The following is a 24,783-nucleotide window of genomic DNA, read 5'->3' as shown; positions in this document are numbered from 1 at the left end:
TGGCGGTTACGCCGGTGAGGGTTCCGACCGTATTCCAGGGCGTGTTCCAGTGATGGATCTCGCCCTTTTTTGTGCAAGAACCCTATGCAAAGCAGCAGTACCCTTTTTCCCGTGGCCTTGCTCAGTGCCGAGCGCCGTGGCGACCTGAGCGAGGACGTGTACCGGATCAAAGCCGGTAACAGCCCGGATCGCAGCGTCGAGCTGGCGCTCACCCGCCTGGGCATGGCCGATCAAGCCGAGGTGCGTGGCACCCCGGTCATTCTGCTGCACGGCAGCTTTTCCAACCGGCGCTTCTGGTATTCGCCCCGGGGCATTGGCCTGGGCGCCTACCTGGCGCGCGCCGGTTTCGATGTGTGGATCCCGGAGATGCGCGGCCACGGCCTGTCGCCGCGCAACCATGGCTATCGCAACAACCGCGTGGCTGACTATGCCCGTTACGACCTGCCGGTAATTGCCGCGTTCGTCTGCGAGCAGGCCGGAAGGCCTGCGCACTGGATCGGTCACTCGCTGGGCGGTACCACCCTGGCGGCGGCCCTCGGTGGCCAGTACCTGGGCGCCGAGCAGGTGGCCAGCGTGGCGTTCTTCGGTACCCAGGTCAGCCGAACCTACTGGCCACTGAAGCTGCCGCCGGTGGAGTGGGGCGGGCGCCTGCTGCTCAAGCGCTTTGCGCAAATTTCCGGCTCGCGGCTCAAGCGCGGCCCGGAAGACGAGCCGATTGGCCTGGCGCTGGAAAGCATGCGCTGGTTCGGTCTGTTTGGCCGCTTTGGCGACAAGGATCGCGACTGGTGGGCGGGGCTGGCCGAAGTTGATGTGCCAGTGCTGGCGGTGGCCGGCGCGGGTGATCACCAGGACCCGGTGTGGGCCTGTCGCAAGCTGTTCGAGCAACTGGGCAGCGAGCACAAGCAGTTTGTCCGCCTAGGCCGTGAGGAGGGCTTCGACAACTTTGGTCATGTCGACATGCTGGTCAGCAAGCCGGCGCAGGCGCAGGTCTGGCCGTTGGTTGAGCGTTGGTTGCAGGATCCGCTGGCGGCGTTGCTGCCGGAGGCGGCGCAGGCCGTTTCGCCGGCGAGCTGATGCCGTTAAGATATGACGATTGTGAAGGTTTTGGTCGTTTTTTGGTTTTTCAGCGAACATCTGTTCGCTGATTCCTTGCCCAAGGTGACCGCAACGGCAGTGACGTGTAGCCTTGGGCCTAAAGCCGCATCGCCGGGCCTCGTTCACTGAGTGAAACTGCGACATTCATCGTCTCGATAATCGACAGGAGTTTCCCATGCATTACATCACCCCCGATCTGTGCGACGCCTACCCGGAACTGGTGCAGGTGCTGGAGCCGATGTTCAGCAACTTCGGCGGCCGCGACTCCTTCGGGGGTGAGATCGTCACCATCAAGTGCTTCGAGGACAACTCGCGGGTAAAAGAGCAGGTCGAGCTCGATGGCACCGGCAAGGTCCTGGTGGTCGATGGCGGTGGTTCGCTGCGCCATGCCCTGCTCGGCGACATGCTCGCCGAAAAGGCGGCGAAGAATCACTGGCAAGGCCTGGTGATCTACGGATGCGTGCGTGATGTCGATGTCCTGGCGCAGACCGACGTCGGCGTCCAGGCCCTGGCCAGCCACCCGCTCAAATCGGTACGCCGCGGTGTTGGCGAACTCAACATCCCCGTGACCTTTGCCGGCGTGACCTTCCGTCCGGGCGAATACATCTACGCCGACAACAATGGCGTGATCGTCTCGCCAAGCCCGTTGAAAATGCCTGAGTAAAGCTCTGAAACCGGTCAGTGGGGTAGGGATGTTCGAGGAAGAAAACGCGCAATGGGGGCTGGTGCATGCCCTGGTGCTGGATGGAAAAGGCGGTGCCCGTGCGATCGCCCGAACTGAACTGGACGCCCTTGCGTTGCAGCCCCAGGAAAGCCTGTGGCTGCACTGGGACCGCAGCCACCCGCAGACCCGCACCTGGTTGCGCCACGACAGCGGCCTGAACGAGTTTGCCTGCGACCTGTTGCTGGAAGAAAACACCCGTCCACGCCTGCTGCCCCTGCCGGATGCGCAGATGCTGCTGTTTTTGCGCGGGGTCAACTTAAACCCCGGCGCTGAACCTGAAGACATGGTCTCGGTGCGCATCTTCGCCGAGGCCCAGCGGGTGATCTCGCTGCGCCTGCGGCCGTTGCGCGCCAGTGACGAGCTGCTCCAGCAACTGGCCGAAAATCGAGGGCCGAAGACCGCCTCCGAGTTGCTGCTGAGCATGGCCCAACTGCTGACCGAAAAGGTCCAGGCGCTGATCAGCGACCTCTCGGAAGTGGTTGACGGCGAAGAAGAGCAGCTTGAAGCCGACAAGCGCTATGCCCCGGATCAGGGCAGCCTGCAGCAGATCCGCCGGCGTGCGGCGGGGCTGCGGCGCTTTCTCAACCCGCAGCGGGAAATCTACGCACAACTGGCGCGCAACAAGTGGAGCTGGTTCGCCGCCGACGATGCCGACTACTGGAACGAGCTCAACAACAGCCTGACCCGCTACCTCGAAGAGCTGGATCTCACCCGTGAGCGCGCCGCCCTGGTGCTCGAGAGCGAGGACCGGCGCCGCAGCGAGCGGATGAACCGGACCATGTACCGCTTCGGTATCATCACCTGCATCTTCCTGCCCATGAGTTTCGTCACCGGGCTTCTGGGCATCAACGTCGGCGGCATTCCCGGCTCCGACAGCCCCTACGGCTTTCTGTTCGCCAGCCTGCTGGTACTGGCCCTGGCGTTGGGGCAATGGTGGCTGTTCCGCCGCCTGCGCTGGGTGTGAAGATGAAATCTGTGAACATGCAGTCACAAACTGCCTGGGCGGTTCATGTGACCCGTTGTCTGGCGACCTCGTCTTTGACAGATATTGCGCGAGGTGCCTATGCACGATCCGTTTGAAGAATCCCTGCGAGACCTGCTCAAGGCATCGCCGTCCGGTCAGGACCGCGACGACGACGCCTGCCTGGGCCGGGTCCTGAAAACCGCCAACCGCCAGGTTGGCGCGGGCGATCTGTTCAGCCTGCTGGGCCGCTGGAGCCAGGCGCTGATGATTGCCGTGAACAATGGCTCGGCGCATGTCGCGCCGGTGCGCCGTAACGCTACCGCCCGTAAAGCTGATAAGGCCGATTGAATATGGAACTTGATCTCTGGACCCAGAGCCTGGTCACCGCGATGACAGCGCTGTGGACCAAAGTGGCGAACTTCATCCCCAACCTGTTCGGCGCCCTGGTTGTGGTGCTGCTCGGTTTCGTCGTGGCCAAGCTGCTCGACACCCTGTTGTCCAAATTGCTGGCCAAGCTCGGCCTGGATCGCCTGATGGGCGGCACCGGCCTGACCAAGATGCTCAGCCGGGTCGGCATCCAGGTGCCGATCTCGACCCTGATCGGCAAGATCGTCTACTGGTTCGTGCTGCTGATTTTCCTGGTTTCGGCCGCTGAATCCCTGGGCCTTGAGCGCGTCTCGGCGACCCTTGACATGCTCGCCCTGTACCTGCCGAAGGTATTCGGTGCGGCGCTGGTGCTGCTGGCCGGTGTGTTGCTGGCACAACTGGTCAATGGCCTGGTACGCGGCGCCGCTGAAGGCATCGGCCTGGAATATGCCGCAGGCGTCGGGCGTATTGCCCAGGGCCTGGTGATTATCATCAGCATCTCGGTGGCAATCAGCCAGCTTGAGGTCAAGACCGACCTGCTCAACCATGTGATCGTCATCGGTTTGATTACCGTTGGTCTGGCCGTAGCGCTGGCCATGGGCCTGGGCAGCCGGGAAATCGCCGGGCAGATCCTGGCCGGAATTTACGTGCGTGAACTGTATCAAGTGGGCCAACAAGTGCGGATTGGCGAGGTCGAAGGGCAGATCGAAGAGATCGGCACGGTCAAGACGACCCTGCTGACCGATGATGGCGAACTAGTGTCGTTGTCCAACCGGATTCTGCTTGAGCAGCGAGTCAATAGCCGCTAACCGGGCAAATCCTGCTAATGTATGCCGCCGCAAAAATGCCCCAGGCAGGGGTATGCGGCGACATTGACCTGACTGTCGGCCAGATCCGTTTTGAATAAAGTTCACTCGCTGCCCATGCGTTACGACCCCCGCGAGCTCACTGATGAGGAGTTGGTGGCGCGTTCGCATGAGGAGCTGTTTCATGTTACTCGCGCGTATGAGGAGCTCATGCGCCGCTACCAACGGACCCTTTTTAACGTCTGTGCACGTTATTTAGGGAACGATCGGGATGCTGACGATGTCTGTCAGGAGGTGATGCTCAAGGTGCTCTATGGGCTGAAGAACTTCGAGGGCAAATCGAAGTTCAAGACATGGCTCTACAGCATCACCTACAACGAATGCATCACCCAGTACCGCAAGGAGCGGCGCAAACGTCGACTGATGGATGCCTTGAGTCTTGATCCACTCGAGGAGGCCTCGGAAGAGAAGGCGCCAAAACCGGAAGAGAAAGGCGGGCTGGACAAATGGCTAGTGCATGTCAATCCGATTGACCGCGAGATTCTGGTGCTTCGATTTGTCGCAGAACTGGAATTTCAGGAAATCGCCGATATCATGCACATGGGCCTGAGCGCAACGAAAATGCGGTACAAGCGTGCGCTTGACAAGCTACGTGAGAAATTTGCGGGCCTTGCTGAAACTTAGTAGCGCGCAAATATCTCTAACGTACCGGCAAGTTCTGCTAGACTTGCCGTCGAGTTGTCCCCCGGATGTTGGTGGGACTGCTTAACTATCACCAGATGGGGATTTAACGGATGAAATTGAAAAACACCTTGGGCTTGGCCATTGGTTCTCTTGTAGCCGCAACTTCCTTCGGCGCTCTGGCACAAGGCCAAGGCGCAGTCGAAATTGAAGGCAACGTCACCAAGCAGTACTACGACAGCGAACGTAACTTCAAGAACGACGGCACCAATCCTGGTGTTCGCCTCGGTTACTTCCTGACCGACGACCTGTCCCTGGACCTGGGCTACAACGAGACTCACAACGCTCGTGGCGAAGTCTTCAACAAAGACATCAAAGGTTCCAAGGCCAAGCTGGACGCTACCTACCACTTCGGTACCGTCGGCGACGCTCTGCGTCCTTACGTTTCGGCTGGTTTCGCTCACGAAAGCCTGGGTCAAGCTACCCGTAACGGCCGTGACCACTCCACCTTCGCCAACGTTGGCGCTGGCGCCAAGTGGTACATCACCGACATGTTCTTCGCCCGTGCTGGCGTTGAAGCCATGTACAACATCGACAACGGCAACACCGAGTGGGGTCCGACCGTTGGTCTGGGTCTGAACTTCGGTGGTAGCGGTGGCAAGGTTGAAGCCGCTCCTGCTCCAGTCGCTGAAGTCTGCTCCGACAGCGACAACGATGGCGTCTGCGACAACGTCGACAAGTGCCCTGACACCCCAGCCAACGTTACCGTTGACGCTGATGGCTGCCCAGCTGTTGCTGAAGTCGTCCGTGTTGAGCTGGACGTCAAGTTCGACTTCGACAAGTCGGTCGTCAAGCCAAACAGCTACGGCGACATCAAGAACCTGGCTGACTTCATGAAGCAGTACCCACAGACCACCACCACTGTTGAAGGTCACACTGACTCCGTCGGTCCTGACGCTTACAACCAGAAACTGTCTGAGCGTCGTGCAAACGCCGTTAAGCAAGTTCTGACCAACCAGTACGGTGTTGAGTCGAACCGCGTTGAGTCGGTTGGCTACGGTGAAACCCGTCCGGTTGCTGACAACGCCACCGACGCTGGTCGCGCTGTTAACCGTCGCGTAGAAGCACAAGTAGAAGCCCAAGCCAAGTAATTGGTCCAGGCGCTACTGAAAAGCCCGGCCTAGGCCGGGCTTTTCTTTGCCTGCGATTCAGGCTGTCAGTTGCTGCAGCACTGCGCTGTGCGCTGCTGCCACCTCGCCGATCACCACAATCGCCGGGCTGCACAGCTTGAAGCGGGCGGCGTCCTGGCACAGCTGCGCCAGCGTGCTGCGTTGCTCGCGCTGCTGAGGCAGCGAGGCATTCTCGATCATGGCCACCGGCGTCTGCGCCGCCAGGCCACCTGCCAGCAAGCCCTGCTGCACCTCCTCCAGCTTGCTCACGCCCATGTACACCACCAGGGTGGTACCGCACTGGGCCAGCGCCTGCCAGTTCAACGGGCTGTCGTCCTGAGTGTGGGCGGTGACCAGGGTCACCCCACGGCTGACGCCGCGCAAGGTCAGCGAGATACCGCATTGGGTTGCGCCGGCCAGGCCTGCGGTGATGCCATTGACCAGCTCGGTTTCGACGCCATGAGCCTGCAACCAGGCCGCCTCTTCGCCGCCGCGACCAAATATGCACGGGTCACCGCCCTTGAGCCGTGCCACGCAGCGGCCCTGACGGGCATAGCGCAGCATCAGGCGCTGAATGAAGGCTTGCGGCGTGGAGCGGCATCCGCCGCGCTTACCCACGGCAACCACCCGCGCCTGCGGGCAGTGTTGAAGAATGTGCGGGTTGACCAGGTCGTCGATCAGCACCACTTCGGCGTCCCCCAGGGCGCGTACCGCCTTGAGGGTCAGCAGCTCCGGATCACCGGGGCCTGCACCAATCAGCCAGACTTTCGCATGCATCGGGTTTTCCTCATCGGCATAGGGGCTGTCAGCCTTTTAGCAGGCTGATCAGCAGGATCAGGTTAAGCAGCAGGGACAGCAGCGCCAGGGTGCGCCAGACTTTCAGCGGCTCGCGCTCAAGCAGCGGCCGCGGGCGCACGCTGAGCGCCTGGCGGTCGCCCTGTTCAAGCAGCAACAGCCATTGCTCGGCGGTTTCAAAGCGTTGCCGTGGGTCGGCGAGCAGTGCCTGAGCGAGGTTGTGCTCGAGCCATTCGGGCAGGTCCGGGCGATAGCGGGCAGCGCTGATCGCCTGGGTGAAGCGCGGGCGCTGGAAGGCTTCGATTTCGCCATAGGGGTAATGTCCGGTGAGCAAGTAGTACAGCGTTACCGCCACGCTGTAGAGGTCCTGTTGCGGGCTGGGCGGCTCGGCGTCGAAGGCTTCCGGCGCAATAAACGAGGGCGTGCCTGGCAGCTCATGGGCGCGGTCCTCGGAAAGCCCCGGGCAGAACGCCAGGCCGAAATCCAGCAGGCGCAGCTGGCCGTCATCGCCCAGGAGCAGGTTCTCGGGCTTTATGTCGCGATGGAGGATGTTGCGTCGGTGCAGCGCGCCTACCGCCTGCAACAGTTGCCGGGCCAGCGCCTGCCATTGCGCCAACGGCAGGGGGCCGCTGGCGGCGAACCGTTGCGCCAGGGTTTGCCCGGAGTACTCGCGCATCAGGTAATACAGGTGCTGGCGCTGGCTGGCCGGGTGCACTTCGGGGAAGTAGCGCCCGGCTACACGGCGCAGGAACCACTCTTCAAGCAGCAGGCCTTGCTGCGCGCCGGGTTCATCTTTGCGTTCGGCCGGCAGGGTTTTCAGCAGCCATGCCTGTTGCTGCGGGTCGCGCACGCGATACAGCAAGGATTGGCGGCTGTGGCCAAGCGCCCGCTCGACCTGCCAGCCGTCGATGGTCTGCCCGCTGCGCAAGGCGGGCGGCAGGGGCCATTGCTGCAATTGCGCCAGGGAATCACCGAGGTTGCTCGCACCCAGTTGTTCGACCCGCACCAGCAGGGCGCTGGCATTGTCCTGGCTGCCGCTGTAGTGAGCCGAGCTGACCAGGGTCTGGGCGGCGTCCTGCAGGTCGATCTGCTCGCGCAGCACCGCGCGAATCTGCGCTTCGCTGAGGCTGGCCCAGACGCCGTCGCTGAGCAGTACGAAACACTCACCGGCCTGCAGCTCGCCCTCCAGGTAGTCGACCTGCAGGTGCTGGTCCAGGCCCAGGGCGCGCTTGAGCACGTGCTGCATGCCGGGTTGGTCCCAGACGTGGTCTTCGCTGATGCGCTGCAGTTGCCCGGCGGCCCAGCGGTAGATCCGGCAGTCACCGACATGCGCCAGGGTAAAACGCCGACCACGCAGCACCAGTGCGCTCAGCGTGGTCAGCAGCGGCTGGCCGCCGCCATTGGCACGCAGCCAGCGGTTCTGCGCCAGTAGCAGGCGGTCCAGGGCCTGGGCCACGCCCCAAGTGGCCGGCGTGGCGTAATAGTCAAGGGCCAGCGCCTGCAGGCTGGCCCGCGCCGCCAGGCCGCCATCGGCGCACTGGCTGACGCCGTCGGCGAGGGCGAACAGGTAGCCTTTGCTGGCGGCCAGTTCCGGGTTGGGGGTGACCAGGCGCAGGGCGTCCTGGTTTTCCTCCCGGGGGCCGCTGGCGCTGGCCTGGGCAAAGCTCAGTTGCAGGCTCATGTTGTCATCCTCAAACCCGCGCCGCAGTCACCGCTGCCGAGCCCCAGGTGGTGCGCCAGCGCTGCTTGACGCCGTGCAGGCCGAACCAGGCAAGAATGCCCAGGCTGGCGAACAGCCACAGGCCCAGCTGATAGTCGCCGCTGTGCTGTTTGATCGCCCCCAGGCCCGCAGCGAGCAGGAAGCCGCCGATGCCGCCGGCCATGCCGATCAGCCCGGTCATCACGCCGATTTCCTGGCGAAAGCGTTGCGGCACCAGTTGGAACACCGCGCCGTTGCCGGCACCCAGGCCGAGCATGGCGCTGACGAACAGGGCCAGGGCAGCCACTGCGCTGGGCAGGTTGAAGCCGACGGCGGCAATGCAGATGGCGGCAACGCTGTACATCGCCAGCAGGGTGCGGATGCCGCCGAAGCGATCGGCCAGGGCGCCGCCCAACGGGCGCATCAGGCTGCCGGCAAAGACGCAGGCGGCGGTGTAGTAGCCAGCGGTCACCGGGCTCAGGTCGTACTGGTCGTTGAAGTAGCCGGGCAGGGCACTGGCCAGGCCGATAAAGCCACCGAAAGTGACGCTGTAGAAGAACATGAACCACCAGCTGTCGCGATCGCCCAGGGCCTTGAGGTAGTCGGCCGCAGCTTTCGGTTTGGGCCGTTCGGGGGCGTTGCGCGCCAGCAGGCTGAACAGCACCAGGGTCAGCAGCAGCGGGATCACGGCAAAACCGAACACGTTGTTCCAGCCAAAGCCTGCGGCCAGGGCCGGGGCCAGCAGGGCGGCGAACACCGTGCCGGAGTTGCCGGCACCGGCGATGCCCATGGCCTTGCCCTGGTGCTGCGCCGGGTACCACTGCGAGGCCAGCGGCAGCGATACGGCAAACGAGGCGCCGGCAACGCCGAGGAACACCCCGAGCAACAAGGCTTGCTCATAACTGTGAATGCCCAGGCGCCAGGCGCAGAACAGTGCGACGATGACAATCACCTGGCCGATCAGCCCGGCGGTCTTGGGTGACAGGCGGTCCACCAGCAGGCCCATGACAAAGCGCAGGATCGCCCCGGCCAGGATCGGCGTGGCCACCATCAGCCCGCGCTGCTGGGTGGTCAGTTGCAAGTCGGCGGCAATCTGCACCGCCAGCGGGCCGAGCAGGTACCAGACCATAAAACTCAGGTCGAAATACAAAAAGGCGGCGAACAGGGTGGGGACATGCCCGGACTTCCAGAAACTCGTATTCATCGAACACCTCGTTGAACAGGGACGGAAACGAAAAAGACGTCGCCACCCGACCCGCTGGCGCGAGTGGGGGTGCGACGTCTTTGTCGTGAAGGGGGCAACCGCCGTTGGCTACCTGTGCTGTGGTGATAGCAAGAGCCGGGCCAGAGTGCTTCAGCCGAGCAGGTCGCTCATGGCAATGATCTGCTCGGCCACTTGGATCAGCTTCTGCTGCTTGCTCATGGCCTGGCGGCGCATCAGGGTGTAGGCCTGTTCTTCGTTGCAGTCCTTCATTTTCATCAACAGGCCCTTGGCCAGTTCGATGCGCTTGCGCTCCGCCAGTTGCTGGTCGCGGGCCTGCAGTTGGGCCTTGAGCGCCTGGTCGCTTTCAAAGCGGGCCATGGCCACATCGAGGATCGGCTGCAAGCGCGTAGCCTGGATGCCTTCGACAATGTAGGCGCTGACCCCGGCCTGGATCGCCTGGCGCATCACCCCGGGGTCGTGCTCGTCGGTGAACATGACGATCGGTCGCGGCCGGTCACGGCTGACCAGCACCACTTGCTCCATGACATCACGGCCCGGTGACTCGGTATCGATCAGCACCACGTCCGGATGCACCGTTTCGACGCGTGCCGGCAGGTCGATGGTCAGGCCCGACTCTTCGATCACCTCGAAGCCGGCCTGGACCAGCGCAGCCTTGAGGCGGCCGACTTTTTTCGCGGTGTCGTCGATTAGCAGGATTCGCAGCATGAGAGCGTCTCCGTTCAGCGTCGGGCGAGGGCGGCGTGCGGCTCGGCCAGCGCGTGCAGACGAAAGCTGCGGGCATAGCCGTGCGGGTCGCTGCCGTCCCAGCGGCTGCCATCGATCAGCTGGCTGCTACGCATGTCGGAACCTGCGCAGGGCACGCCGACCGCCGTGGCGGCGTCGCGGTACAGCGCCAGTTGCTGCACCTGGCGGGCTACGGCGAGGTAATCGGGGTCTTCGCGCAGCAGGCCCCAGCGGCGGAATTGGGTCATGAACCACAGGCCATCGGACAGGTACGGCAGGTTGGCCCGGCCCTGGTCATACAGGCGCAAGGCGTGGCGATCCTGCCACTGGTTGCCCAGGCCGTCCTGGTAGTGGCCGAGCAGGCGCGGCTCGATGCTCGACAGCGGCGCATCCAGGTAGGCCTTGCTGCTGAGCAGTTGCGCGGTGCTGCGGCGGTTTTCGCGGCTCTGCTCGATAAAGCGGCTGGCGGCCAGCACCGCCATCACCAGGGCCCGCGCACTGTTCGGATACTGTTCGACAAAGGCCCGGGTGCAACCCAGGACTTTTTCCGGGTGATCCGGCCAGATTGATTGGCTGGTGGCCAGGGTGAAGCCCTGGCCCTGTTCGATGGCGCCCGCCGACCAAGGTTCGCCGACGCAAAATCCGTCGATGCGTCCGGCTTGCAGGTGTGCGAGCATCTGGCCTGGCGGCACCACCACGCTGTTGACGTCATGCAAGGGGTGGATGCCCTGGCTGGCCAGCCAGTAATACAGCCACATGGCATGGGTGCCGGTAGGAAAAGTCTGTGCAAAGGTCAGTTTTGTCCTGCTTTGGTGCACGAAGCGCTCCAATGCCTCGGGACTGGTCACGCCCTGACGTTGCAGCGCAGCGGACAGATTGATGCCCTGGCCGTTCTGGTTCAGGCCCATCAGCACCGCCATGTCGGCGGCCGGACTACCGCCGATGCCCAGTTGCAGCGCGTAGATCAGGCCGTACAGGCTATGCGCGGCATCCAGCTCGCCGCTGGCCAGCTTGTCGCGCAGGCCGGCCCAGGAGCTCTGGCGCTGCAAATTCAGGGTCAGGCCGTAGGTTTGGGCGAAACCCTGGGTCGCGGCCACCACCACCGAGGCACAATCGCTCAGGGCCATGAAACCGAGGTTCAGGCAGGGCTTTTCCGGGGCATCGCTGCCGTTGACCCAGGCCAGCGAGGTTGCGGGAATAGGGTTGGTCACGTCATTGCGCCTGTGTCGAAGGTCAGGCCGTACCGCTCGCGTGGCAGGCGTTTGATCAGGGTGCAAGCAACGCATATGCCAAGGCGGCCCTGTCCCCCGGGCGACGCCACCGCTATAATCGCCCCCTCACTCACGTCGAGCTAAACCCGCCCATGTATACCCTGGCCCGCCAGCTGCTGTTCAAGCTCTCCCCGGAGACCTCCCATGACCTGTCCCTGGACCTGATCGGCGCCGGTGGCCGTCTGGGCCTCAACGGCTTGCTGACCAAGGCGCCGGCTTCCTTGCCGGTCACTGTCATGGGCCTGAACTTCGCCAACCCGGTCGGGCTGGCGGCGGGTCTGGACAAGAACGGCGCGGCCATCGACGGTTTTGCCCAGCTCGGTTTCGGTTTTGTCGAGATCGGCACCGTCACCCCGCGTCCACAGCCGGGCAACCCCAAGCCGCGCCTGTTCCGCCTGCCGGAAGCCGAAGCGATCATCAACCGCATGGGCTTCAACAACCTGGGTGTCGACAACCTGCTCAACCGTGTGCGCGCCGCCAAATACAGCGGCATCCTCGGCATCAATATCGGCAAGAACTTCGACACTCCGGTCGAGCGCGCGGTCGACGATTACCTGATCTGCCTCGACAAGGTCTACGACCAGGCCAGCTACATCACCGTCAACGTAAGCTCGCCGAACACCCCGGGCCTGCGCAGCCTGCAGTTCGGCGATTCGCTCAAGCAACTGCTCGACGCCCTGGCCGAGCGCCGCTCGCAACTGGTGACCGAACGCGGCAAGCATGTGCCGCTGGCGATCAAGATCGCCCCGGACATGAGCGACGAAGAAACCGCGCTGGTCGCCGCAGCCCTGGTCGAGTCGGGTATGGACGCGGTGATCGCCACCAACACCACCCTTGGCCGCGAAGGCGTCGAAGGCCTGCAGCATGGTGACGAAGCAGGCGGCCTGTCGGGCGCGCCGGTGCTGGAAAAAAGCACCCATATCGTCAAGGTGCTGGCTGGCGAGCTGGGTGGCAAGTTGCCGATCATTGCTGCGGGCGGGATTACCGAAGGCAAGCATGCGGCGCAGAAGATTGCTGCCGGTGCCAGCCTGGTACAGATCTACTCGGGGTTCATCTACAAGGGCCCGGCCCTGATTCGCGAGGCAGTGGACGCCATCGCCGCCATGGGGCGCTGAACCCGCAGGCATAAAAAAGGGCCCCTCAAGGGGCCCCTGGGCCTCAGCCCGCCGCCCGGATAGGGCGCGCATGGTAATCGGATTCAGTTCCTCGTTCAGCCAACGGCGTGAAGTTCGTTGAGTCTATGGATACCCGCAGTGCCGGTCATACCGTCCCAGTTGTCGCCGCGTCCTTCGCGCCAGCCATTGATCCATGCCTGGCGTACAGACGGTAGAGTAAAGGGGCAAAGCTCGCGGGATTTGCCGGTGACCCCATATTGGTAGCCACGTGAAAAAGCTCGTTCCAACGGATCACGCTTAAGTCTTCTCATAGGGTGTTGCCCTCACTTGTTGACTGTAATGTCCCGTCGACCTCTAGAAGGTCGGGCAGAATCGTTCTGCCGGTTTGCGCTCGCTGCCGGCGTCGCGAGCGGAAGTGTTGCCCCGTTGCGGTGACAACCTGAGACCAGTTCTAACCAATGCAGGACACAGTGTGAATGATCGTTTTGTCATAAGGACGTAACCTTTCATAGGGTCACAGGATAAGTAAATAAATGCGTCTGATTAGGATCTGGCGCAAAGCCCGCTATGATCAGGGTTTGACCTGCTGCAAAGTCATCTGGCCATCGCTGTGTGATAATTTGTAACAACAGCGGCAAAACGACGAAGGGTCATTTTCCCCGGTTCTTTGCCTGAATTTTTCGTTCTGCCCGGCAATCAAAGACTTTTCAGCCCTTGGCAAAAGTCGGATTGGCGGGCGGCCCGGCGCGAGATAAAGCGCCACTCGAACGCTGTGGAAAGGCGTTCGATTAAACATCGGAAGGGCGATGCGCTTGCCTCTCCACTTTATTGCTCAAGGCTCTGGATACCCCATGTCGGACCGTTTCGAACTTTACCTCACCTGTCCCAAAGGCCTTGAAGGCCTGCTTGCCGAAGAAGCCCGCGGCCTCGGCCTTGAAGAAGTGCGCGAGCACACTTCGGCGATCCGCGGCACGGCCGACATGGAAACCGCCTACCGGCTGTGCCTGTGGTCGCGCCTGGGCAACCGCGTACTGCTGGTGCTCAAGCGCTTCAATATGAAGAACGCCGACGACCTCTACGACGGCGTCAACGAAGTCGAGTGGCAGGATCACCTGGAGGCCAGCGGCTCGCTGGCGGTGGAATTCAGCGGCCACGGCTCGGGTATCGACAACACCCACTTCGGCGCCTTGAAGGTCAAGGATGCAATTGTCGACAAGCTGCGTACCAGCAGCGGCGAGCGCCCGTCGGTCGACAAGCTCAACCCGGACCTGCGCGTGCACCTGCGCCTGGAGCGTGGCGAGGCGATCCTGTCCCTGGACCTGTCCGGCCACAGCCTGCACCAGCGCGGCTACCGCCTGCAGCAAGGTGCGGCGCCGCTCAAGGAAAACCTCGCGGCCGCGGTGTTGATCCGCGCTGGCTGGCCACGCATCGCTGCCGAAGGCGGCGCCCTGGCCGACCCGATGTGTGGTGTGGGGACCTTTCTGGTCGAAGCCGCAATGATCGCCGCCGATATCGCACCGAACCTGCGCCGCGAGCGTTGGGGCTTCAGCGCCTGGCTCGGCCACGTGCCGGCCCTCTGGCGCAAACTCCATGATGAGGCGCTGGCCCGTGCCGAAGCCGGCCTGGCCCGCCCGCCGCTGTGGATTCGCGGCTATGAGGCCGACCCGCGGCTGATCCAGCCGGGCCGCAACAACGTTGAGCGCGCCGGCCTGAGTGACTGGGTGAAGATCTACCAGGGCGAAGTCGGCAGCTTCGAGCCGCGCCCGGACCAGAACCAGAAAGGCCTGGTGATCTGCAACCCGCCGTACGGCGAGCGCCTGGGCGACGAAGCGAGCCTGCTGTACCTCTACCAGAACCTCGGCGAGCGCCTGCGTCAGGCCTGCCTGAACTGGGAAGCGGCGGTGTTCACCGGCGCCCCGGACCTGGGCAAGCGCATGGGCATCCGCAGCCACAAGCAATATGCCTTCTGGAACGGCGCCTTGCCGTGCAAGCTGCTGCTGATCAAGGTTCAGCCTGATCAGTTCGTCACCGGCGAGCGCCGTCAGCCCGAGCGCAATGGCGAAGCAGCCGAACCGCGTACCCCGGCCGCCGTGGCCAGTGAGCCGGCACGCCTGAGCGAGGGCGGGCAGATGTTCGCCAACCGCCTGCAGAAGAACCTCAAGCAACTGGGCAAGTGGGCCAAGCGCGAGAACGTCAGCTGCTACCGCCTGTACGATGCCGACATGCCCGAGTACGCCCTGGCCATCGACCTGTACCAGGACTGGGTGCACGTGCAGGAATACGCCGCGCCGCGCTCGATCGACCCGGAAAAGGCCCAGGCGCGTCTGTTCGACGCCCTGGCAGCGATCCCTCAGGCCCTGGGCATCGACCAGAGCCGCGTGGTGGTCAAGCGTCGCGAGCGTCAGAGCGGTACCCGCCAGTACGAGCGCCAGAGCGCCCAGGGGCAGTTCCTCGAAGTGCAGGAAGGCGGCGTCAAGCTGCTGGTCAACCTCACCGATTACCTCGACACCGGGCTGTTCCTCGACCACCGCCCGATGCGCCTGCGCATTCAGCGCGAGGCTGCCGGCAAGCGCTTCCTCAACCTGTTCTGCTACACCGCCACCGCCAGTGTGCATGCGGCCAAGGGTGGCGCGCGCAGCACCACCAGTGTTGACCTGTCCAAGACTTATCTGGACTGGGCGCGGCGCAACCTGTCGCTCAATGGCTTCTCGGACAAGAATCGCCTGGAGCAGGGCGATGTCATGGCCTGGCTGCAAGCCTGTCGCGAGGAATACGAGCTGATCTTCATCGATCCGCCGACCTTCTCCAACTCCAAGCGTATGGAAGGCGTGTTCGACGTGCAGCGCGATCATGTCGAGTTGCTTGACCTGGCCGTGGCGCGCCTGGCGCCGGGCGGTGTGCTGTACTTCTCGAACAACTTCCGCAAGTTCCAGCTCGACGAAAACCTGGCTGAGCGCTATGCGGTGGAAGAGATCAGTGCCCAGACCCTGGACCCGGACTTTGCCCGTAACAGCAAGATTCACCGGGCCTGGAAAATTCAGGCGCGCTGATTGGCTGATTGTCGCGGGTGATGATTGCTACGTTAATGGCTAATGGCTATAACTCAATCAGAGCCCGCGATCCGCTGGACGCTGGCGTTTTGAGTGCTTTCTATGTCGATGCACGCCGCTCGTCCGAAGATGCTCGGCTTTGTCAGCGAGGAAGTGTCCGCCTGGCTGGTGGCCGGCGTGGCATTTGTCGCCGGCGGCCTGTTGACTGCGCTGCTGGCGCTGGCCACCCATGACCTGTACCGCCAGCAGTTGCGTCAACGCTTCGAACTGCTCGCCAGTGAGCGTTACAGCCGTATCGAAGAGCGTTTCGAGGACCAGGTGCAGCGTCTCGATGGCCTGCGCCGCTTCTTCGTGTTCTCCGAAAGCGTCACTCTCGCCGAGTTCAACGGCTACGCCAAGCCCCTGTTGTACCGGACCCAGGCCTACGCCTGGGCGCCGCGGGTGGCGGGCGATGAGCGTCAAGCGTTTGAGCGCAGCGCCGCGCAACTCCTCGGCAAGCCCTTTGCCATCCACGAGCTGAATGACACCGGCAGCCTGCAGGTAGCGGCTGAGCGTGCGCTCTATTACCCACTGTTGTACACCCAGGCCTCCAGCCACCAGGTCCAGCCCCTGGGCCTGGACATGCTCTCCCAGCCGCTGCGCCAGGCGGCCCTCGACCGTGCCCGCCAGCCCGGCAGCATGGCGGTGTCGGCACCCTTGAACCTGACCCATGTCGACCCGGCCTTCGCCCGCGGGGTATTGATGGTGGCGCCCGTTTTTGCCCCGGGCAGCGCCGCCGCCCCACCAGATGGCTACGTACTGGCGGTGATCAGCCTGCAGCAGCTGATGGCCGAGGGGCTGCCCAACCCGAGCGAGGATAACCTGGTGGTGCGCATTCTTGACCTGTCCGGGCAGGGCCAGCATGAGGTGTTGTTCCAATCCGGCAACCAGGGGGCCGACACCGATCTGACCGCCACCCATCTGTTGCGCCTGGCCGATCACGACTATCAACTGGATATCCAGCCCAGCCTTGCCTTCATGGACGCCAATCGCTCCTCGGCGGTCGTTGCCGTGGTGCTGCTTGGCGGCCTGCTCAGCCTGTTGCTCAGCGCCTTGCTGTTCAGCCTGTTCGGCCAGCGCCAGCGTGCCCTGACCCTGGTCGAGCAGCGCACCGCCGAGTTGCGCGTCAGCGAACAGTCGCTGCGCGATACCCACAACCAGCTGCGCAGCGTGCTCGATGCCGCCACCCAGGTGGCGATCATTGCCACCAGCCTGCGCGGGGTGATCAGTACCTTTAACGCTGGCGCCGAACGCATGCTCGGCTACCACAGCGCTGAAGTCATCGGCCGCCTGACCCTGGAAGAGCTGGTCTCGCCAGAGGAGCTGCAGGCCCGGGCCCGCGCCTTGAGCCAGCGTTATGGGCGCGAGGTCAGCCCGGCCCAGGCGATGTTCGCCGAGACCGTCCAGGAGGGTGAGAGCGAGCCTGGTGAGTGGACCCTGTTGCGCAAGGATGGCAGCCACCTGCTGGCTAACATGATGGTCAGCGCGGTGCTCGATGAGCACGGCCTGTGGGTCGGCCACCTGGCCATCTGCATCGACGTTACCGAGCGCAAGCGCGTGCACGAGGCCCTGGCGGCCCGTGACCGGCTGCTGGAAAAGCTCAGCGCCGAGGTGCCCGGCGGCATTTACCAGTTTCGCCTCGACCCCGACGGCAGCTCGTGCTTCAGCTATGCCAGCGAGGGCTTGCGCGATATCTACGAGATCGAGCCGCAGCGCCTGCGCGAGGACGCCACGGCCGTGTTCGAGCGTATCCACCCCGATGACCTGGAACGGGTGCGCGCCTCGATCCGCTATTCCGCTGATCACCTCACGCCCTGGCGCGAAGAGTACCGGGTGCTGCTGCCGGTGGCCGGGATGCGCTGGATCCGCGGCGAAGCCACGCCGGAGCCGGCCGAGCAGGGGGGGACTCTGTGGCACGGCTACCTGACTGATATCTCCGATCTGAAGCGCGTCGAGGAGGAGCTGCGGGCGTTGTCGGTAACCGACTCACTGACCGGCATTCACAACCGCCGCTACTTTCAGGAGCGGCTCAAGGCCGAGCTTGAGCGGGCCCAGCGCGACAGCCAGGACCTGGCGGTGATCATGCTCGATATCGACCACTTCAAGCGCATCAACGACTTGTACGGCCATGCCGTGGGCGATCATGTGCTGCGCAGCCTGTGCCAGCGCATCAATCACCGCCTGCGCCGTACCGATGTGTTCTGCCGCCTGGGTGGCGAGGAATTCATGGTGTTGTGCCCGGGCAGCAATGCCGAGCAGGCCTACAGCCTGGCCATGGAGCTCTGGCAGGGCCTGCGCAGCGTGCCGGTGGACGGGGTGGGGATGGTCACGGCGAGTTTCGGCGTGGCCGGCTGGCGCCCGGGGGAGGGCGCCGATGCCTTGCTGCTACGCGCCGACTCGGGGGTCTACGCGGCCAAGCAGGCTGGCCGCGACCGGGTCGAGGGCGAACTGCCCTGAGTCAGGCTCAGGGCTGAACGGCGGCGGTGCTGTTGACCAGTTTCGGCTGGCGGTACAGGTCGAGCAGGACCTGGTCGAGCACGGCCGAAGCCCCCCAGGGTTTGGGGTCGTTGAGGATCGCCGCGACCGCCCAGGTGTTGCCGTTGCTGTCGCGGCTGAAGCCGGCGATGGCGCGCACGGTGTTCAGGGTACCGGTCTTGATGTGCGCCTCACCGGTCATGGCGGTGCGCTTGAGGCGCTTGCGCATGGTGCCGTCCATGCCCACCAGCGGCATCGAGCTGATGAACTCGGCAGCGTACGGGCTGTTCCAGGCCGCTTGCAGCAGGGCGGCCATTTCCCGGGTGCTGACCCGTTCGGCGCGGGACAGGCCCGAGCCGTTTTCCATGATCAGGTGCGGCGCGGTGATGCCCTTTTTCGCCAGCCACTGGCGCACCACGCGTTGGGCGGCGCGGGCGTCGTCGCCGTCGGCGTCGGTACGGAACTGCGCGCCCAGGCTCAGGAACAGCTGCTGGGCCATGGTGTTGTTACTGTATTTGTTAATGTCGCGGATGATCTCCACCAGGTCCGGGGAGTAGGCGCGGGCCAGCAGACGCGCGCTTTTCGGCACGTTGTCGACCCGGTCACGGCCCTGGATGCTACCCCCCAGTTCGTTCCAGATGGCGCGCACGGCGCCGGCGGCGTAGGTCGGGTGATCGAGCAGCGACAGGTAGGTCTGCGAGTTGCAGCCATCGCCCAGCTGGCCGCTGACCACGACGCTGACGCCGTCAGCTTGCACCACCGGGTTGTAGCGCACGTCGCCGCTGCACTGCTTGGTGTTGACCGCCTTGACCTGGTTGTCGATGCGGATGTTGGCAATCGGCGGCTCGACCGACACCAGCACCTTGCCCCCATCGTTGCGGGCGACGAAGCGCAGCGCCTTGAGGTTGATCAGCAGCGAGTCGGGCTTGACCAGGAAGGGTTTGTTTTCGTCGCCACCATCATCGTTGAACTGCGGCAGTTGTGGCTGGATGAAGTGGCTGCGGTCGAGCACCAGGTCACCGCTGATGGTCTGTACGCCATTGGCGCGCAGGTCGCGCATCAGCAGCCAGAGCTTTTCCATGTTCAGCTTCGGGTCGCCGCCGCCCTTGAGGTACAGGTTGCCCTGCAGCACGCCGTTGCGCAGCGGGCCGTCGCTGTAGAACTCGGTTTTCCACTGGTGGGTGGGGCCGAGCATTTCCAGGGCGGCGTAGGTGGTGACCAGCTTCATGGTCGAGGCCGGGTTGACCGAGACATCGGCATTGAACACGGTCGGTGTGCCCGGGCCGTTGAGCGGCAGCATGACCAGCGACAGGGCCGAGTCCTGCAATTTGTTGGTTTTCAGCGCCTGCTGCACTTTTGGCGAAAGCGTGGTGTTGACCGCGGCGGCGTGGCTGGAAAGCGCCAGGGGCATCAGCAGGCCGGCAAGCAGAAGAGGGCGAAGAGATCTGATCATGTGCGATAAAACCCTGCGAGCGAGGGGTGAAAAAAACGGAGCGAAAAAAGGTGAAGGCCCCGATACGGAAAAATATAGCGCGCATTATGCCCCAAGCAGAACGCCCATGGGCCTGTGAATACAGGATCAAACAACAGCTTATCGGCTTTTATTCCGGCAATCGCGCGGTGAAACTGGTAAAGTGCCGCGCGTTAATACTCAAGAGGATTGTTTCATGGCCACTAACCGTTCCCGCCGTCTGCGCAAAAAACTCTGCGTGGATGAATTCCAGGAGCTGGGTTTTGAGCTGAACCTGGATTTCAAGGAAGATCTGTCCGACGAAGCCATTGACGCCTTCCTCGATGCATTCCTGGCTGACGCCATGGATGCCAATGGTCTGGACTATGTTGGCGGCGACGACTTCGGTCTGGTCTGCAAGGCCACCCGTGGTTCGGTCACTGAAGAGCAGCGCGCTGCTGTTGAAGCCTGGCTCAAGGGCCGCAGCGAACTGACCAAGATTGAAGTCAGCCCGTTGCTGGACGCCTGGTATCCGGAAAAATCGGTCAACCCGGCTTCCTGATCCTGCTGAAACGGCGGCCCCAGTGGCCGCCGTTTTCGTTTCTGCTCCCCCGCCGCCTGTTCAGGTGGTGCCGCTGGAACAGCGCTGCTCCGGCAAGTGTTCGTGCAAATACCCCTGTAATGCCTGCTCAAGCACCGAGAGGATGTGCAGGATCTGCCGTTGCCGACGCTCCAGCATGGCCGGCGCCAGGTTGGCCTGGCAATCGGCCTCGAGCTGTTCGCAGGCGTGGATCAGGCCGTTGGCCTGAATGATCCGCGCCGGGCCGAGAATCTTGTGCGCCTGGCTCATCATTTGCGCTACATCGCGGCCAGGGTCGAGCGCCTTGAGTTGGGCGCCGTCGCGCTTGAAGCTGCGCAGCAGTTCTTCAAGCAACTGGCGCAGGTCGTTGATGCTGTTGCCGACCACAGGCTCCAGCCCTTGCAGATCGAACGGCAACTGCGCAGGCGGCGCCGGCCGGGCGCTCATCAGTGGCGCCCGGGCCAGGCGCTGGCCCAAGGCGTTGAGGCTGATAGGCTTGAGCAAACAATCATCCATGCCGACCTGGCGACAACGTTCGCGCACTTCCGGCTGGGCATTGGCGGTGTAGCCGAGAATGGTGCAGGGTGACCATTGGTACTGTCGCTCGTGGTCGCGCAACGCCTGGGTGAACTGGTAGCCGTTCATTTGCGGCATGTTGCAGTCGACGATTACCACATCGAAGTGCGCCTGACGCCAGGCGTTGAGGCCGCTGAAACCATTGTCGGCACTGGCGTGTTCGAGCCCGAGAAAGTTCAACTGCTGGGCGATCAGCAGCAGGTTTGCCGGATGGTCATCGATCACCAGGATCCGCAGCGCTGGCAGCACCGCACAGGGCACCGCTACGGGGGCGTCCGGCTTGGCCGTTTCAGCCAGCAGGGTCAGGGGCATGCTGATGCACGCACGGGTGCCCTGGCCGAACACGCTGTGCAAGCTCAGGTTGCCGCCCATCGACTGGCACAGGTCGCGGCTGATGGCCAGGCCCAGGCCGGTGCCGCTGCGGGCCAGGTTGCTGTCCGGATCGGCCTGGGCGAAGGGCAGGAACAGGCGCTGCTGGTCTTGCGGGCGAATGCCGATGCCGCTGTCCTCGACCGTTATCTTCAGGGTCGGGTGATCCGCTTGCGGGCCGGGCTCCAGAACCAGGTGCACGGTGACCTGCCCCTGTTCGGTGAACTTGATCGCATTGCTGACCAGGTTGGAAAGAATCTGCTTGAACCGCAGCGGGTCGAGCAATACTTCGCAGCGTGCTTGCGCGGCGATGTCCAGGTTCAAGCGCAGGTCTTTCTGGCGGGCCACGCCATCGAACACGCGCCCGACCGACTCGACCAGCCCGGCCAGGTTAACGGGCTCTGGTGCCAGGCTCAGGTGGCCGGACTCGATACGGGCCATGTCGAGAATGTCGCCGATCAAGGCCAGCAGTTCTCTCGCCGAGTTGTAGGCCACTTCGATGGCCGGTCGGTCGATATGCCCCTGGTCGCCCCGTTTGAGGGTCAGTTCGAGCATGCCGATGATGGCGTTCATCGGCGTGCGGATTTCGTGGCTGATGGTCGCCAGGAACACGCTTTTGGCGCGATTGGCATCGTCGGCGCGTTGCTTGGCCAGGCGCAGGTCCTGGATCAGCTGGCGGCGCTCGCTGATGTCGATCCAGCCGCCAATGATGCCCTGTACTTCGCCAAGCGAGTCGCGGTAAGGCAGGATCCAGTGATAGATGGTCAGTTCCCGTTCCCTGAGCAGCAGGGGCCGGTCAACGATCAGCGGAATGCCTTCGCGCATGACCTTCTGGTAATCGGCCTGGATCTGGCTGGCATAGCAGCTGTCGCCCAGGGTGCTGTCCTGGATGCGCTTGCCGAGGACGTCCTCAAGGCGCGCCTGCACCGCTTCCAGGTAACTGTCGTTGCAGCTTTGCAGCAACCCGGCACGATCGCGAACGTACATCGGGTGGGGGGTACCGTTGAGCAGTGCGCGCATGAACTCGAGCTGGTCGTTGAGGGCGCGCTCGGCGGCCTCGCGCTGCTTGATCTGGCGGCGCATCCAGGCGTTCCAGGCCAGCGACAGCAGCAACAGCAGGCTGGTACCCAGTACAACCTGGAGGATCAGGCGCTGGTACTTCTGCCAATAGGCGTCGGTTTCGGTACTGTAGCCACGCCAGCGGCTGTTGATGATGCCCAGCTCTTCCGGGGCGATGCTCAGCAACGCCTTGTCGAGGATTGACGCCAGCTCCTGGGCGCCTCGCGCCGTGGCCATGGCGAAGGTCGCAGGCTCGGCGCCGACCGAGGCGCGGATCGTCAGGTCGCGCTGGGAGGCCAGGCTGAAGTTGGCGTTGATCAGCGCGGTGATGGCCGCATCGACATGCCCGCTGGCCAGCAGCGAGGTTGAGAAGAAGGTGCTTTCCGTTTCGATCAGCTGGATGCCGGGAAAACGCTGGCGCAAGTCTTCGAACAGCGGGCTGTCGCGGGTCAGGGCCAGGCGCCGGCCGTTCATCTGCTCCAGCGAGTCCGGCTGGTCGCTGCCTTTGCGTGTCAGTAGGACGTAGGAGTTTTCCAGGTAGGGGCGGCTGATCGCCAGGGTGCCCGCGCGCCGCGGGCTGGGGGAAATTGCCGCAATGACATCGGCCTGGTCATGGTTGAGGCGGTCGATCATGTCACTGATGCCGCTGGCCCGTTGTACCTCGAAACGCAACCCGGTGCGCAGGCGGATCAGCTCCAGCAGATCGGCGGCGATGCCGCGAAAATTGCCGGCGCTGTCAAAAAAAGTCAGCGGCGCGGCGGTTTCGTTGACCACCACGCGCACCACCGGGTGGCCGCTGAGCCAGCGCTCTTCGCGTTGCGACAGCTGCAGCTTGCGGTCGGTGAGCAGCACGTCGCTGCCGGCGCTCCAGCGTTTGAAGATGCTTTCGCGGGTGCTGCTGGAGACGCTGTCGAGGGTGGCGTTGATCAGTTCCAGCAAAGGCTGGTTGCTGCGCTGCACGGCAAAGCTGAAACCGACCGGTTCGTGCTTGCCGAAATTGGCCATCTTGATGTTCTGCAAATGGCCCTGGTTGATCAGGTAATGGGTCGAGATGGTGTCACCGAGAAACACATCGGCCTGATCGAAGGCCACGGCGTTGAGGGCGTTCTGGTAGGAGGGGTAGGACTGGATGGTGGCGTCCGGGTAACTGGCCAGTACCTCGTCCATCGGCAGGTAGTGATAGACCATGCTCAGGCGCAGGCCGGCCAGGCCCATGTCGAGCGGGCGCGCCTCGTTCTCGCGGGTGACCAGCACCGGCTGGTCGACCGCGTAGGGCTTGGACAGGGCAATGCCGGGAGTTGCCGCCTCGTAGCCGTTGGTGCTGCCCAGCAGGTCGATCTGCCCTTGGGCCAGGGCCTTGAGCGCATCCTGGCGGGTGGCGAAGCGCTTTACCTGGATGGGCAGGTCCAGGGCTGAGCCAATCAACCCGGCGAAATCGGCGGTCAGGCCTTCGTAGTCACGGCCGCTGGCGGTCATGTCGAACGGCGGGTAGTCCGGCGCTGAAGTACCCAGCACCAGCTGGCCCTTGCCCTTGATCCACAGGCGCTGGGCCGGGGTCAGCGACAGTTGCATGGCAATCGGCCCGGCCCGGCTGAACAGGGTGAACGGGCTGGCGGCGACTTCGTCTGCCTGCGTGACATGGCTCAGGCAGGCCAATACGCCGCACAACAACAGGGTCAGGCGCTGCCTAAGCATGAGTGGTCTCACACCAGTGCATTGCGTTTGGCCATTTCAATCAGTTCGACCAGCGAGCTGGCCTTGAGCTTTTGCATCAGCCGTTTCTTGTAGGTGCTGACAGTTTTGTTGCTGAGAAACATGCCCTGGGCAATTTCCTTGTTGCTTCGGCCTTGGGCAAATAGTTGCAGCACCATTAACTCGCGGTCATTGACCTGTTTGAAAAGGTCCAGTTCCGAGGCGCAATCTTCGTGTTTGCGTGGCGGATTGATCGCTTGGCTGGGGAAGTAGTTATAACCGGAAAGCACCGCTTTTATCGCACTGAGCAGTTCACTGAGATCTTCCTGTTTGCACACATAGCCGGCAGCACCGGAGTGCATGCAGCGAATGGCAAAGAGTGCCGGCGATTGTGCGGTCAATATCAGGATTTTCAGCGGGATGCCCATGGCGTGAAAGCGTGAGAGCACTTCCAGGCCATCGAGCCGGGGGATGCTGATGTCGAGGATGATCAGGTCCGGCAGGCATTCGCGGACCATTTGCATGGCGTCTACGCCGTTGTCCGATTCGCCGACGACGCGATAGCCCTCATTCTCCAGAAGCATGCGCACCGCCAGGCGGATGACCGGGTGATCGTCGACGATGAATACAGAGTACATGGTGAAGTTTCCATAAAGGTGCCAGAGGGAGAAACGGCACCTTAGCGCAGATAGAACAGGTCGCACATGAACTCAAGGGGAGTTAAATGATATATAGGAAAAGTCCTACTAGTTTTGAAATGTAGGATTACAGGGGTTTCTGTATGGTGGCAGTGTCAATAGTGTTGATAGTAAGTTGATGTTGCGAAGGATAAGGTAAGTTTATTGTTGTTTGCAGTGTGT

The 24,783-nt window shown here is 63.2% G+C and carries 20 protein-coding genes; 11 read left to right on the top strand and 9 right to left on the bottom strand.

Going from position 1 to position 24,783, the window contains the following annotated elements; all coding sequences use genetic code 11:
- The first annotated feature begins 84 nt into the window (after positions 1–84).
- The 7 genes from LOY34_RS18945 to LOY34_RS18915 all read left to right on the top strand — a co-directional run bounded on the left by LOY34_RS18945 (position 85) and on the right by LOY34_RS18915 (position 5,787).
- On the top strand, positions 85–1,074 hold the full coding sequence (locus tag LOY34_RS18945) for an alpha/beta fold hydrolase (protein ID WP_093380685.1): 990 nt from the start codon (positions 85–87) through the stop codon (positions 1,072–1,074).
- 196 nt (positions 1,075–1,270) lie between these two features.
- On the top strand, positions 1,271–1,759 hold the full coding sequence (gene rraA / locus LOY34_RS18940) for a ribonuclease E activity regulator RraA (RefSeq protein ID WP_038994247.1): 489 nt from the start codon (positions 1,271–1,273) through the stop codon (positions 1,757–1,759).
- 28 nt (positions 1,760–1,787) lie between these two features.
- Positions 1,788–2,783 (top strand): zinc transporter ZntB, encoded by a 996-nt coding sequence (locus LOY34_RS18935; protein WP_045195019.1) that lies wholly within the window; start codon positions 1,788–1,790, stop codon positions 2,781–2,783.
- A gap of 93 nt (positions 2,784–2,876) precedes the next feature.
- Entirely contained in the window at positions 2,877–3,131 is a 255-nt protein-coding gene (locus tag LOY34_RS18930) for a CrfX protein (protein WP_371128640.1), read from the top strand.
- A gap of 2 nt (positions 3,132–3,133) precedes the next feature.
- Entirely contained in the window at positions 3,134–3,958 is an 825-nt protein-coding gene (locus LOY34_RS18925) for a mechanosensitive ion channel family protein (protein WP_038994250.1), read from the top strand.
- A gap of 114 nt (positions 3,959–4,072) precedes the next feature.
- Entirely contained in the window at positions 4,073–4,639 is a 567-nt protein-coding gene (gene sigX, locus LOY34_RS18920) for an RNA polymerase sigma factor SigX (RefSeq protein WP_036990388.1), read from the top strand.
- Between the two features lie 110 nt (positions 4,640–4,749).
- Positions 4,750–5,787 (top strand): OmpA family protein, encoded by a 1,038-nt coding sequence (locus LOY34_RS18915; RefSeq protein ID WP_045195013.1) that lies wholly within the window; start codon positions 4,750–4,752, stop codon positions 5,785–5,787.
- 57 nt (positions 5,788–5,844) lie between these two features.
- Here the strand turns inward: LOY34_RS18915 and cobA are convergent, their stop codons facing one another.
- The 5 genes from cobA to LOY34_RS18890 form a co-directional block, all read right to left on the bottom strand.
- On the bottom strand, positions 5,845–6,582 hold the full coding sequence (cobA, locus tag LOY34_RS18910) for a uroporphyrinogen-III C-methyltransferase (protein WP_195884704.1): 738 nt from the start codon (positions 6,580–6,582) through the stop codon (positions 5,845–5,847).
- Positions 6,583–6,610: 28 nt separating this feature from the next.
- Entirely contained in the window at positions 6,611–8,281 is a 1,671-nt protein-coding gene (locus tag LOY34_RS18905; protein ID WP_093380688.1) for a bifunctional protein-serine/threonine kinase/phosphatase, read from the bottom strand.
- Positions 8,282–8,291: 10 nt separating this feature from the next.
- Entirely contained in the window at positions 8,292–9,503 is a 1,212-nt protein-coding gene (locus LOY34_RS18900) for a NarK/NasA family nitrate transporter (RefSeq protein WP_195884702.1), read from the bottom strand.
- 150 nt (positions 9,504–9,653) lie between these two features.
- Positions 9,654–10,229, bottom strand: coding sequence for an ANTAR domain-containing response regulator (locus tag LOY34_RS18895; RefSeq protein WP_010223325.1), 576 nt, complete (start codon positions 10,227–10,229; stop codon positions 9,654–9,656).
- Between the two features lie 14 nt (positions 10,230–10,243).
- Complete coding sequence (locus tag LOY34_RS18890; protein WP_258663880.1) at positions 10,244–11,458, bottom strand: CmpA/NrtA family ABC transporter substrate-binding protein; 1,215 nt, start codon at positions 11,456–11,458, stop codon at positions 10,244–10,246.
- A 152-nt stretch (positions 11,459–11,610) separates the two neighbouring features.
- Between LOY34_RS18890 and LOY34_RS18885 the strand changes: the two genes are divergently transcribed.
- Complete coding sequence (locus LOY34_RS18885) at positions 11,611–12,633, top strand: quinone-dependent dihydroorotate dehydrogenase (RefSeq protein WP_045195001.1); 1,023 nt, start codon at positions 11,611–11,613, stop codon at positions 12,631–12,633.
- 95 nt (positions 12,634–12,728) lie between these two features.
- On the opposite strand, the gene rmf is transcribed toward LOY34_RS18885, so the two are convergent.
- Positions 12,729–12,944 (bottom strand): ribosome modulation factor, encoded by a 216-nt coding sequence (gene rmf, locus LOY34_RS18880; RefSeq protein WP_010223328.1) that lies wholly within the window; start codon positions 12,942–12,944, stop codon positions 12,729–12,731.
- A 540-nt stretch (positions 12,945–13,484) separates the two neighbouring features.
- Here rmf and rlmKL point away from each other — a divergent pair.
- Together rlmKL and LOY34_RS18870 are read left to right on the top strand one after the other, a co-directional pair.
- Entirely contained in the window at positions 13,485–15,683 is a 2,199-nt protein-coding gene (gene rlmKL, locus LOY34_RS18875; RefSeq protein WP_093380696.1) for a bifunctional 23S rRNA (guanine(2069)-N(7))-methyltransferase RlmK/23S rRNA (guanine(2445)-N(2))-methyltransferase RlmL, read from the top strand.
- Between the two features lie 102 nt (positions 15,684–15,785).
- Entirely contained in the window at positions 15,786–18,179 is a 2,394-nt protein-coding gene (locus LOY34_RS18870) for a diguanylate cyclase (RefSeq protein ID WP_258663879.1), read from the top strand.
- Between the two features lie 7 nt (positions 18,180–18,186).
- Here LOY34_RS18870 and dacB read toward each other — a convergent pair whose 3' ends face one another.
- A complete protein-coding gene (gene dacB / locus LOY34_RS18865; protein ID WP_045194994.1) occupies positions 18,187–19,650 on the bottom strand; it encodes a D-alanyl-D-alanine carboxypeptidase/D-alanyl-D-alanine-endopeptidase in 1,464 nt (487 codons plus the stop codon).
- 214 nt (positions 19,651–19,864) lie between these two features.
- On the opposite strand from dacB, the gene LOY34_RS18860 reads away from it, so the two are divergent.
- A complete protein-coding gene (locus LOY34_RS18860) occupies positions 19,865–20,209 on the top strand; it encodes a YggL family protein (RefSeq protein ID WP_195884699.1) in 345 nt (114 codons plus the stop codon).
- 60 nt (positions 20,210–20,269) lie between these two features.
- On the opposite strand, the gene LOY34_RS18855 is transcribed toward LOY34_RS18860, so the two are convergent.
- Together LOY34_RS18855 and LOY34_RS18850 are read right to left on the bottom strand one after the other, a co-directional pair.
- Positions 20,270–23,926, bottom strand: coding sequence for a transporter substrate-binding domain-containing protein (locus tag LOY34_RS18855; protein ID WP_258663877.1), 3,657 nt, complete (start codon positions 23,924–23,926; stop codon positions 20,270–20,272).
- 8 nt (positions 23,927–23,934) lie between these two features.
- The gene (locus LOY34_RS18850) at positions 23,935–24,561 is read right to left on the bottom strand and encodes a response regulator transcription factor (protein WP_045194987.1); all 627 of its coding nucleotides are present in this window, start codon (positions 24,559–24,561) and stop codon (positions 23,935–23,937) included.
- Positions 24,562–24,783: the final 222 nt, after the last annotated feature.

This window comes from Pseudomonas sp. B21-009 (assembly GCF_024749345.1).
In the GTDB taxonomy this organism is placed as follows: Bacteria; Pseudomonadota; Gammaproteobacteria; order Pseudomonadales; family Pseudomonadaceae; genus Aquipseudomonas.
Note: the sequence above shows the minus strand (reverse complement) of the source record. Positions and strands in the feature narration are given on the sequence as shown.

Coding starts and splice junctions, on each gene's coding strand:
- LOY34_RS18945 (WP_093380685.1), top strand. CDS start 85: ATGCAAAGCAGCAGTACCCTTTTTCCCGTGGCCTTGCTCAGTGCCGAG.
- rraA (WP_038994247.1), top strand. CDS start 1,271: ATGCATTACATCACCCCCGATCTGTGCGACGCCTACCCGGAACTGGTG.
- LOY34_RS18935 (WP_045195019.1), top strand. CDS start 1,788: ATGTTCGAGGAAGAAAACGCGCAATGGGGGCTGGTGCATGCCCTGGTG.
- LOY34_RS18925 (WP_038994250.1), top strand. CDS start 3,134: ATGGAACTTGATCTCTGGACCCAGAGCCTGGTCACCGCGATGACAGCG.
- sigX (WP_036990388.1), top strand. CDS start 4,073: ATGCGTTACGACCCCCGCGAGCTCACTGATGAGGAGTTGGTGGCGCGT.
- LOY34_RS18915 (WP_045195013.1), top strand. CDS start 4,750: ATGAAATTGAAAAACACCTTGGGCTTGGCCATTGGTTCTCTTGTAGCC.
- cobA (WP_195884704.1), bottom strand. CDS start 6,582: ATGCATGCGAAAGTCTGGCTGATTGGTGCAGGCCCCGGTGATCCGGAG.
- LOY34_RS18905 (WP_093380688.1), bottom strand. CDS start 8,281: ATGAGCCTGCAACTGAGCTTTGCCCAGGCCAGCGCCAGCGGCCCCCGG.
- LOY34_RS18900 (WP_195884702.1), bottom strand. CDS start 9,503: ATGAATACGAGTTTCTGGAAGTCCGGGCATGTCCCCACCCTGTTCGCC.
- LOY34_RS18895 (WP_010223325.1), bottom strand. CDS start 10,229: ATGCTGCGAATCCTGCTAATCGACGACACCGCGAAAAAAGTCGGCCGC.
- LOY34_RS18885 (WP_045195001.1), top strand. CDS start 11,611: ATGTATACCCTGGCCCGCCAGCTGCTGTTCAAGCTCTCCCCGGAGACC.
- rmf (WP_010223328.1), bottom strand. CDS start 12,944: ATGAGAAGACTTAAGCGTGATCCGTTGGAACGAGCTTTTTCACGTGGC.
- rlmKL (WP_093380696.1), top strand. CDS start 13,485: ATGTCGGACCGTTTCGAACTTTACCTCACCTGTCCCAAAGGCCTTGAA.
- LOY34_RS18870 (WP_258663879.1), top strand. CDS start 15,786: ATGTCGATGCACGCCGCTCGTCCGAAGATGCTCGGCTTTGTCAGCGAG.
- dacB (WP_045194994.1), bottom strand. CDS start 19,650: ATGATCAGATCTCTTCGCCCTCTTCTGCTTGCCGGCCTGCTGATGCCC.
- LOY34_RS18860 (WP_195884699.1), top strand. CDS start 19,865: ATGGCCACTAACCGTTCCCGCCGTCTGCGCAAAAAACTCTGCGTGGAT.
- LOY34_RS18855 (WP_258663877.1), bottom strand. CDS start 23,926: ATGCTTAGGCAGCGCCTGACCCTGTTGTTGTGCGGCGTATTGGCCTGC.
- LOY34_RS18850 (WP_045194987.1), bottom strand. CDS start 24,561: ATGTACTCTGTATTCATCGTCGACGATCACCCGGTCATCCGCCTGGCG.